Annotated in this window: 8 protein-coding genes; 5 read left to right on the forward strand and 3 right to left on the reverse strand. The window is 56.7% G+C overall.

Annotated features, from left to right (window positions below):
• From HKN37_02210 to thiL, 4 genes are all read left to right on the forward strand, one after another.
• A partial coding sequence (locus HKN37_02210; protein ID NNE45454.1) for a glycosyltransferase occupies positions 1 to 1,291 on the forward strand: 1,291 nt, incomplete at its 5' end.
• A 22-nt stretch (positions 1,292 to 1,313) separates the two neighbouring features.
• On the forward strand, positions 1,314 to 2,159 hold the full coding sequence (locus HKN37_02215) for a hypothetical protein (GenBank protein ID NNE45455.1): 846 nt from the start codon (positions 1,314 to 1,316) through the stop codon (positions 2,157 to 2,159).
• Between the two features lie 62 nt (positions 2,160 to 2,221).
• The gene (locus tag HKN37_02220; protein ID NNE45456.1) at positions 2,222 to 3,358 is read left to right on the forward strand and encodes an anhydro-N-acetylmuramic acid kinase; all 1,137 of its coding nucleotides are present in this window, start codon (positions 2,222 to 2,224) and stop codon (positions 3,356 to 3,358) included.
• A gap of 60 nt (positions 3,359 to 3,418) precedes the next feature.
• Complete coding sequence (gene thiL, locus HKN37_02225; protein NNE45457.1) at positions 3,419 to 4,453, forward strand: thiamine-phosphate kinase; 1,035 nt, start codon at positions 3,419 to 3,421, stop codon at positions 4,451 to 4,453.
• A gap of 16 nt (positions 4,454 to 4,469) precedes the next feature.
• On the opposite strand, the gene HKN37_02230 is transcribed toward thiL, so the two are convergent.
• The 3 genes from HKN37_02230 to HKN37_02240 all read right to left on the reverse strand — a co-directional run bounded on the left by HKN37_02230 (position 4,470) and on the right by HKN37_02240 (position 7,632).
• Positions 4,470 to 5,420: a glycosyltransferase gene (locus HKN37_02230; protein ID NNE45458.1), complete on the reverse strand. Its 951-nt coding sequence runs from the start codon at positions 5,418 to 5,420 to the stop codon at positions 4,470 to 4,472.
• Positions 5,417 to 6,361, reverse strand: coding sequence for a glycosyltransferase family 2 protein (locus HKN37_02235; protein ID NNE45459.1), 945 nt, complete (start codon positions 6,359 to 6,361; stop codon positions 5,417 to 5,419). The genes HKN37_02230 and HKN37_02235 overlap by 4 nt, the downstream gene beginning before the upstream one ends.
• Before the next feature lie 269 nt (positions 6,362 to 6,630).
• Positions 6,631 to 7,632, reverse strand: coding sequence for a hypothetical protein (locus tag HKN37_02240; GenBank protein NNE45460.1), 1,002 nt, complete (start codon positions 7,630 to 7,632; stop codon positions 6,631 to 6,633).
• Between the two features lie 175 nt (positions 7,633 to 7,807).
• Between HKN37_02240 and HKN37_02245 the strand changes: the two genes are divergently transcribed.
• Positions 7,808 to 8,709, forward strand: a 902-nt coding sequence (locus HKN37_02245; protein NNE45461.1) for a glycosyltransferase family 2 protein, incomplete at its 3' end; no start/stop codon positions are given.

The raw sequence follows: 8,709 nt of genomic DNA on the forward strand, positions 1-8,709 counted from the left end.
AAAACAACTGGAGATCCAGGTACTCGACGACTCGACGGATATCACTTGCGAGCTGGCGGAAACGCGTGTTGAGTACTGGCGAAAGCGGGGCGTCGACATCCTGCATGTTCGTCGTAGCGAGCGCACCGGGTACAAGGCGGGTGCGCTTGGCAATGGACTGCGGTTTGCGCGCGGGGACTTCATCGCCATCTTCGACGCGGACTTTGTACCGGAACCGGATTTCCTGCGTCGGACCCTGCCAATGTTTGATTCGCCCGACATCGGGCTGGTCCAGGCGCGATGGACGCATCTCAATGAGACTGACTCCCTGTTGACAAGGGTGCAGGCCTTCGGGCTCGATACCCATTTCGCACTGGAGCAGCATGTGCGCCATTCCGCGGGATACTTCATGAACTTCAACGGCACGGCCGGTGTGTGGCGCCGTGAGTGCATCGAAGATGCGGGTGGGTGGAATGCCGACACGCTGACTGAGGATCTGGATCTGAGCTATCGTGCCCAGTTGGCGGGATGGCGCCTGCGGTATCTACAGGACGTTGAAGTTGCCGCCGAACTGCCTGCCATTACCAATGCGTTTCGCTCGCAGCAATTCCGGTGGGCGAAAGGGTCGATTCAGACGGCCATGCGGCAGCTTCCCGCACTCTGGCGAAGCAGCGAGCGTGCCCCCGTAAAGCTGGAAGGTACCATGCATCTCACTGCCCACATGGTGTTTCCCTTTGTGCTTGTTGCCGGGCTGTTGCACGCACCGCTTGTGGCATTGAAGGCGGCGGGCCGGGGCCCTGGAGAAGTCTACTTTGCGCTTCTAGGACTTGGGCTCGTGGGCCTCGCCGGTTTTTTCCTTGCCCAGCTGTATGCACAGCGGTCGTTGTATCACGACTGGGTGTCTCGTCTAAGGCTGTTTCCATCGTTCATGGCGGGTTCGATGGGCATGTCGATCAACAACACCCGCGCTGTGTGGCAGGCGCTGCGAGGACGGACCACTCCGTTTGTCCGGACGCCCAAATTCAGTACGATGCAACCGTCCGGTAGGCACGGCAAGCCCGAGTACGCGGATCGACGGCTTCCAGGCATTGTGTGGATGGAGGTAGCGGCTTTGCTGTATTGCGTCGCCGGCATCGTCGTGGTTGTGGCTGTCGCGCAGTGGGCGGCGTTGCCATTTCAGATACTGCTCGCGTCGGGATTCGGCCTCGTGGTCTGGTTCAGCGTGCGAGACAGGCTTATGCCGCTGCATGGTTCACCTCATGTCAAACAAGTTGATGAGATGAATCGCACAAAGTACCTTGCTCCCGTGTAATCGCTAGGAGACAGACGAGTTGATGTTAACCACAGAATTCAAGTCAGCACTGACGTTTTTGGAGGGCGGCCATGCGTCCGAAGCGCTGCCTATTCTCAAGCGGATCGTTGATCGGTGGCCGAACTACGCTGCAGCGCAGGTGGCGTTCGCACAGGCTCTGCAATTGACGGATCATGCCGAGGATTCGCTGGCTGCGTGGTGCCGGGCCGAAGCGCTGGTGTCGCGCTCTCCGGCTGTCGACCGTGGACTCCGCGATGCGGTCTCACAAATGTTCTCGCCCGACGTTGACGCCGAATCTGCACCTGTTGAGGAACTGCTCGACGAGGCGCCGGACTTGGCCCCGACGGACGATGCTGAGCCGGCGCACGATACCGAAGTGTCCGACCACAGCGGGACGCTGGAAATGGATCCGGCATTGTTCGTTCCGATAGCCGTCCCGTTCGATGAGCCCCGGGTTGAAGCGGAAATACCCGAATGGGCGGAGCAGCCTGGCGAGGTCGCCCCGTCCGATGTCGATACGGACGAACCCGAGTGGAACGGAGGCTACGCCCACGACTCGGGGGACGGGGCCGGATCCGATGTTGATGTGGAACTCGATGCGGTCCCCGAGGAGGTAGAGCTTGATCGCCTCATCGACGAACTCGAATCTGCGAAAATCGTCCCGGCTGAGGATCCCGAAAGTGTGCCCGAGCCGGATCTGTCGGTAGACATAGACGACGTCGTCTCCGAGACGCTGGCACGCATTTATGCCACACAGAGCCAGTATACCGAGGCTGCACGCGTCTACGATCGCCTGGCGCTTGAGAATCCCGATCGCGCCGATGAGTTCGAGACGAAGGCATCCGAGATGCGCGCTCGATCACGGTGAAGCCCTTGCCACGACCCCTGTACGAACTCCTGAAGCAGGACAGCAGGGTTGTGGCGGGCCTGATGTCGGGGACCTCGCTGGATGGTGTCGATTGCGCCGTTACGCGCATCAGCGGATCGGGTATGTCGGTTCAGATTGAAGTCCTGGGCTTTGCCAGCGTGCCATACCCGGACGAACTTCGCGATCTGATTCTGAGGAATTCCGAGGCGACCGGTTCGTCCGTTCGTGATCTTTCACAGCTGAATTTCAGGCTGGCCTACGCCTACCGTGACGCCGTGGCAATCGCATGCGAGCGGGCCGGACTTGACCCGGCGGATCTCGACGCCGTGGGCTCCCACGGCCAGACTGTTCATCACGTTCCGGATCCAGAAGAGTGCGCGGGTCTGCCGGTAACCTCAACTCTCCAGATCGGTGATCCGTCTGTTCTTGCGAATCTGCTACGTGTCGTCACCATTGGGGATTTTCGCGTCGCGGACATGGCGCTGGGCGGGCAGGGTGCGCCCCTGGTGCCGTATCTCGATCTTGTTCTGTTTGGCAGTGAATCGACCGATCGCATCTTGCTCAACATCGGAGGAATTGCCAATCTCAGTGTGCTGCCATCGTCAGGTAACGCCGCCGACGTGCTGGCCTTCGACACGGGTCCAGGCAATATGGTGATCGACGGCGTCGTCCATCGGCTGTTCGATCAGAGGTATGATGACGGGGGCGCGATCGCTTCGTCGGGCAGCGCCTGTGAAGCACTCCTTTCGGAGCTCCTCGCTGACACCTACTACAACATGGTGCCGCCGAAATCTACCGGCCGCGAGAAATACACCGGCGCCATGGTGGATCGAATTCTCATGCTGGCGGAGTCCATGGGATGCAGCAAGGTCGACGTGCTTGCGACTGTCACGGAGCTGACGCCTCGAACAATCGCAGGCGCGATCAACCGTTTTGTCATGAACCGCCTGGACCCCGGGCAATTGATCGCAGCGGGCGGCGGCGTTCATAACAAGTACATCATGAGACGCCTCCGCGAACTGCTGCCCGGTATCGAGGTCATGACGGCGGACACGCTTGGTGTGGATCCGGATGCCAAGGAAGCGGTCTGTTTCGCGTTGCTGGCGCACGAAACGCTGAACGGGCATCCGACGAACATGCCGTCCGTAACAGGTGCGTCACGCGGAACCGTGCTGGGTAAGATCTGCGTACCGCTGTAGTCTCGGGGGACGCGGTGTCTCCGACGGATCAACTGGACCTAACTGACCATTCTCGATGACATGGAAAACAGCTTTACGGCGATAGAGGAGATCGGCGAATTCGGATTGATCGATCGCCTCCAGACGATCCTTGGCGAAGCGGCAGACAGCGAGCTCATTCGCGGAATCGGAGACGATGCCGCGGTGTTCCGAAAAGAGGACGGCCTGTATCAGGTTCTCACGACCGATGCGCTGATAGAGGGAGTGCACTTTGACCTTTCCATCTCACCGATGAGTTATCTCGGTTTCAAGTGCATTGCAGTCAATGTCAGCGATGTCGTGGCGATGAACGCGCGCCCGAAATATGCAACAATTGCGATGGGAGTACCACACTCGGTGTCCATCGAAATGGTGGAGAAGTTCTACTCAGGCGTTCGCGATGCGTGTGGGGCCTACGACGTCATTGTCGTAGGCGGGGATATAACCGCCGCGCGTCAGCTGAGTATTTCGGTCACCGTCATAGGCGAGGTAGAAGAGAAGCGAGTTACGTTCCGCCGCGGCGCCCGCCCGGGCGACCTGATTTGCGTAACCGGCGATCTAGGCTCGGGCTATGCGGGACTAAAGGTTCTGATCAAGCAGCGCATCGCTCTGAACGAGTCGAAGAAAGACTTTCGGCCCGAACTGAAGAACCACGACTACGTGATTCAGCGGCAATTGATGCCGCGGGCTCGTCTCGACGTGATTGCGAACTGGGAACGTGCCGGATTCATCCCCCGCGCCATGATTGACGTTTCGGACGGCCTGGCATCCGAGATCCATCACCTCTGTCGGCACAGTGGCTGTGGTGCGCTTATCCGGCAGGACTCAATCCCCATTCATCCTCAGACGGCGGCGACCGCGGTCCAGTTTGAGGACGAGGCTTCCAATTTCGCTCTGTTTGGGGGAGAGGATTATGAACTCGTTTTCGCCACGACGCCCGGCGACTATTCGCGTATCGACGACGGCTCGGCGACGGTAGTCGGGCTGTTTACGGAAGCGGAGGAAGGCGTTCGCATGCAGATCGACGACGGCGAGTTTGTCGAACTGCTGCCCGGTGGATATCAGCATTTTGGCTGATACCGGACCAGTGTCGTCAGTTGATGATCTTCTCGATCGTGAACTCCTTCAGATCGCGCGCGTGCGTGAATATGATCAACTCGCCGATCAAACCGATGGCAAAGATCTGGATCCCAAGTACGATCATCAGGACGCCGAGCAATAGTGCAGGTCGGTCGGCGAGAGCTTCTCCCGCAAAGAGCCTCTGATACGCTAGAAACGCTGTAAAAAGGATACCCATTAGGAACACAACTGCTCCAGTTGATCCGAAGAATCGCAGAGGCTTCTTCGTGAACTTCACAAGGAAGAAGATGGACAGAAGATCCAGCATCCTCCTGAAGTAGATACCCACGCCAAAGTATCGACGAGTGAAGTCGCTCTTGGCCTGTGGCGCATCCACTTCTTTGATCTTGAAACCGAATCGACCGGCGAGTACCGGAAGAAACCAGTGCTTGTGGCCGTATATATGCACGGCGTCCGTGACCCGTCTTCGAATTACGCGCACGCCGCAGCCGAGATCATTGAAGCCCGTCGACGTGGTTTTGTGGAGCAGGAAGTGAAATATGCGTGTCTGCACTCGATTGACAATCGAGTCACCGCGCGGCCATCTTCGCACCGTGACCATGTCGTGTTCTCCCAGTGCGGCCACCACTGGTGCAATCGCTTCGGGCTTGATCTGATGGTAGGCGGGTAACGTCATCAGGATCGGGGCGCGCGCGTGTTCAAATCCGACAGTCAGGATCGTGGCGTCACCGTAGGACCGTGATAGCTTGATGATGCGGATTGGATCGCCCCGGTCCTTCAGGGCGACGAGGCGGTTAAACTCATCAAGTTGGTCACCTTCGAGGACAAAGAGGAATTCGTACCGCAGCCCGGTTTTGTCGAGCTCGCTCTTGTAGTCGGTGTACGTAGTATCGATCGCATTCGGTCGGTCCATGTCGTTCATGGGAACGATCACGGAAATGTCGATATCAATCGTTTCAGTCATGCATCCAAGGGGCTATTTCGGAACGGCCGCATTTTTGTATCGCCCGTTACATAGATCATATCACAGAGAATACCCATTGTCAGCAACGAGACGCTTAGGGAGCCAAGCAAGATTCCGATTCCGGGGTATATCAGAGAGACGTCGCCCTGATTGGTCAATAATTGCAGGAACCCGGTGATCAGTACGCCCATGCTCAATAAACCAAGGACGGTCCCGGAAATTCCGAATCCAAAAAGTGGTGAACGATGAAACGTAAGAATCATCCTCAACGCCACGAGATCGAGAATGACCTTGTACGTTCTTGCCAGGCCATATTTCGAGCGTCCGTATTGACGCGGATGGTGACGAACAGGTAGCTCGGCCATTCTGGCACCCGTCATGGCAAGGATGGTTGGAAGAAGCCGGTGCATCTCTGAGTAGAGAGGGTATCTCTTAATTACTTCGCTCCTGTACGCGCGAAGTGCGCAGCCGTTGTCGGTGATAGTGGTTCCGGTTGATTTCCGTACCAACCAGTTCGCGATTCGTGACGGAATTTTTCTCAGCGCCCAGCTGTCCTGGCGATTCTTCCGCCACCCAACTACCATGTCGAATCCCTCCGAAATCTTCTGGAGCATCATGGGGATGTCTTCCGGATCATTCTGCAGATCTCCATCCATGGTCACGATGATATCCCCGGCCGCTATCTCAAAGCCGGCCTTCAGTGCCGCAGTCTGACCGAAATTTCGATTCAGTTTGACGACCCGGAAACGCGTGTCTTGAGACGCCACATCGGAGGCTCGCGCGAACGTTTGATCCCGACTTCCGTCGTCAACGAGGATTGTTTCGAAACGGACGTCCGCAGACTCCATCGCCGCGGTTACTGCCCGGCACAATGGTGCCACGGAATCCTCCTCATCGTGAAGGGGGATTACAATGGAAATGTAGGTTTTGGGTTCGGACACCGTCAGGGCTCTTCTTGATTTCAAACGCTGTTCGTTTGGTCTGAACCTGTAGTCTTGTCTGGTTATTGGACTGCCCTGGCAAGCCGATATGGCCATGAGATACCCCGGCAAGTGAGGGTGATCAATCCTCCGGAAAACCACTCGAAGCTCATACCAAACAGAACCGTAAAGAATTAGAAATTCTCGAAGGTATCCCTGGGGACAGTCCAAGAAACATCGTCACGCATAGCCTATGCGTACCATTGGACTCCGTCACCGAGCACGTTGAACTAGATGCTGCTACGAGAAGTTCTAGTCGCGAGCAATTCTGCATTGCCAATGGGAGTGTCTGTATCTCCGTATAGATAATCTAGTCCGAATGCTTCGACGACCGCGAGAATTCGCTTCGTTTGGGCCGAAGTGATGCGATTCCGCCAGGCAGATACGACGTCTTCGCCAGTCCGAATGGCACTGGATTTAGTAGACGTACCCGATGGTCGTTGTGTACTTTTGACCTTCTCTCGATCCAAGGGGAGATTCGCCAGTGCGAATATGCGGGCGAGTTCGTCGATCGGGTTCAATGATAGATTCTCGTAGAATACAACAGGCAGGTTGGTGGCTCCGACCTGACGCAGTGGAACTATGTTGTGAATGCACCACACGATCGCGTGCTTTTCCTCGGGAGTTGAAGCACGCCGTATGATATCCATCTTGTCGGCCAGGTAGTCCCTTACAAGACCTCTCTGTGATAACATCGGCTGCAGGTCTCCGTCGGTGGCCCATTCTTGCTTTATCCGTGAGGCGACAACGGCGCACGGATGCCGGATGATAAGCATCTGCGGGACCTGGGGGAACTTCATATGCAACCATCCCAGGAAGAGATTGGCCCGGATTGTCTTGGCCACGCGTCTCATAGAAACGACGCGAGATACACGCCGGTCAATCCACGCGTTTCGTATCTTTCCCTCAAATAGGCGCTTAACAAATTGTTCCAGTGCATCGTCGCGCTCCTCCGGGCGCATGTACTGGAAGTAATTGAATTCGGAGTACTCCGGAACGAGCCTTGTGTTGAATGGCTCGAACAGGAGTCGTGCATCGAGTTGCTCGGAAACCATCTCTGCGAGCCACGTTGTTCCACTTCTACCAGAGCCTGCGATCAGGACCGTGTCGCTGATATTCGAACTTGCGTCTCGATAGATCTTGGCATAGACGGCTGCCGCGGCACGGCGCTTCGATTTTGCCACTCGCCATGACAACCATCGCGTCATCCGTTCTGACAGGCTATTCCGCATTTCGATCTGTCTTCTTCGGGTTGAGTTGGAACATGGAATCTAGTGGACGGCTCGATATGTCGTTGAGAAGAATCTTGGGGTCCAACGGTCGCGCACGTTTCTTGGAATCTCTCGTTTATCCACTCAAAGAACGTGATCTTCTTATGTTCTGACTGTTTTTGGACTGATTTTGTGTATGAATAGACCCGAACGCACGACGCATCTTGCTGCGCAGGCTGATCCGTCAAAGCGGCTGGTTCTTGAGGATGTCTCAATTGTCGTCCCGACACTGGGCCGAGATACCCTACAGGAATGTCTTCTGAGGATTGCGCGCGGAAGTGTGTGGCCTGGCAGACTAATAATCGTAGATCAGGGTCGAAGACCTGTGGTGGCTGACTGGCTTAATTCGCTGGAAGAGGCGGGTCTGAATACCCTGTACATACCGTCGCTGGGGACCGGTCGAGCCAGCGGACTCAATGAGGGACTTCATGAGGTGAAGACGCCTTTTGTTGCCATCACCGACGACGATTGTTTCGTCGATGCATCATGGCTGGAGGTCCTGGTTGAGGCCCTGCGAACCCGTCCAGATATAGTGGCGTCTGGCAGGGTATTGGCTGGCGGTGATTCTGTCATACTGACCGCCACGTCGGAGGAGCGGACCGAGTATCGTCGTCCGAGACTGAACTTTGATCGCCTGTCTGGCGGGAATATGGCAACGTCGATGGCCGTGTTAAGAAAGGTCGGTGCGTTCGATGAGAGCACATACCTTCGGACGGCAGAGGACGGTGAGTGGATCTATCGTGCCCTCAGAGCTGGCGTGGGACTGATATATGAGCCGCGTATGGTCGTGACCCACATGGATTGGCGCGAAGCCGAAGCGCGCTCAGAACAGTATCGCAGCTATGCACGCAGCCACGGAGGGTTTTACGGGAAGTACCTGCGACGTGGTGATTGGTTTATAGGGGTGCGCGCCGCGATACATTTCGTTCGGGCCTTTCGCACGATGCTCCGCGGTCTCCTCACGGGGAATAACGAGTTGCGCATCATGGGTAGATCGTATCTCGCCGGACTCCCTGGAGGCATTCTAAACGGACTGCG

This window comes from Rhodothermales bacterium (genome assembly GCA_013002345.1).
In the GTDB taxonomy this organism is placed as follows: Bacteria; Bacteroidota; Rhodothermia; order Rhodothermales; family JABDKH01; genus JABDKH01.

Bases quoted from the DNA above. Each gene is read 5' to 3' on its own strand.
- HKN37_02220 (NNE45456.1), top strand. From the start codon at position 2,222: ATGTCGGGGACCTCGCTGGATGGTGTCGATTGCGCCGTTACGCGCATC.
- HKN37_02240 (NNE45460.1), bottom strand. From the start codon at position 7,632: ATGCGGAATAGCCTGTCAGAACGGATGACGCGATGGTTGTCATGGCGA.
- HKN37_02230 (NNE45458.1), bottom strand. From the start codon at position 5,420: ATGACTGAAACGATTGATATCGACATTTCCGTGATCGTTCCCATGAAC.
- thiL (NNE45457.1), top strand. From the start codon at position 3,419: ATGGAAAACAGCTTTACGGCGATAGAGGAGATCGGCGAATTCGGATTG.
- HKN37_02215 (NNE45455.1), top strand. From the start codon at position 1,314: ATGTTAACCACAGAATTCAAGTCAGCACTGACGTTTTTGGAGGGCGGC.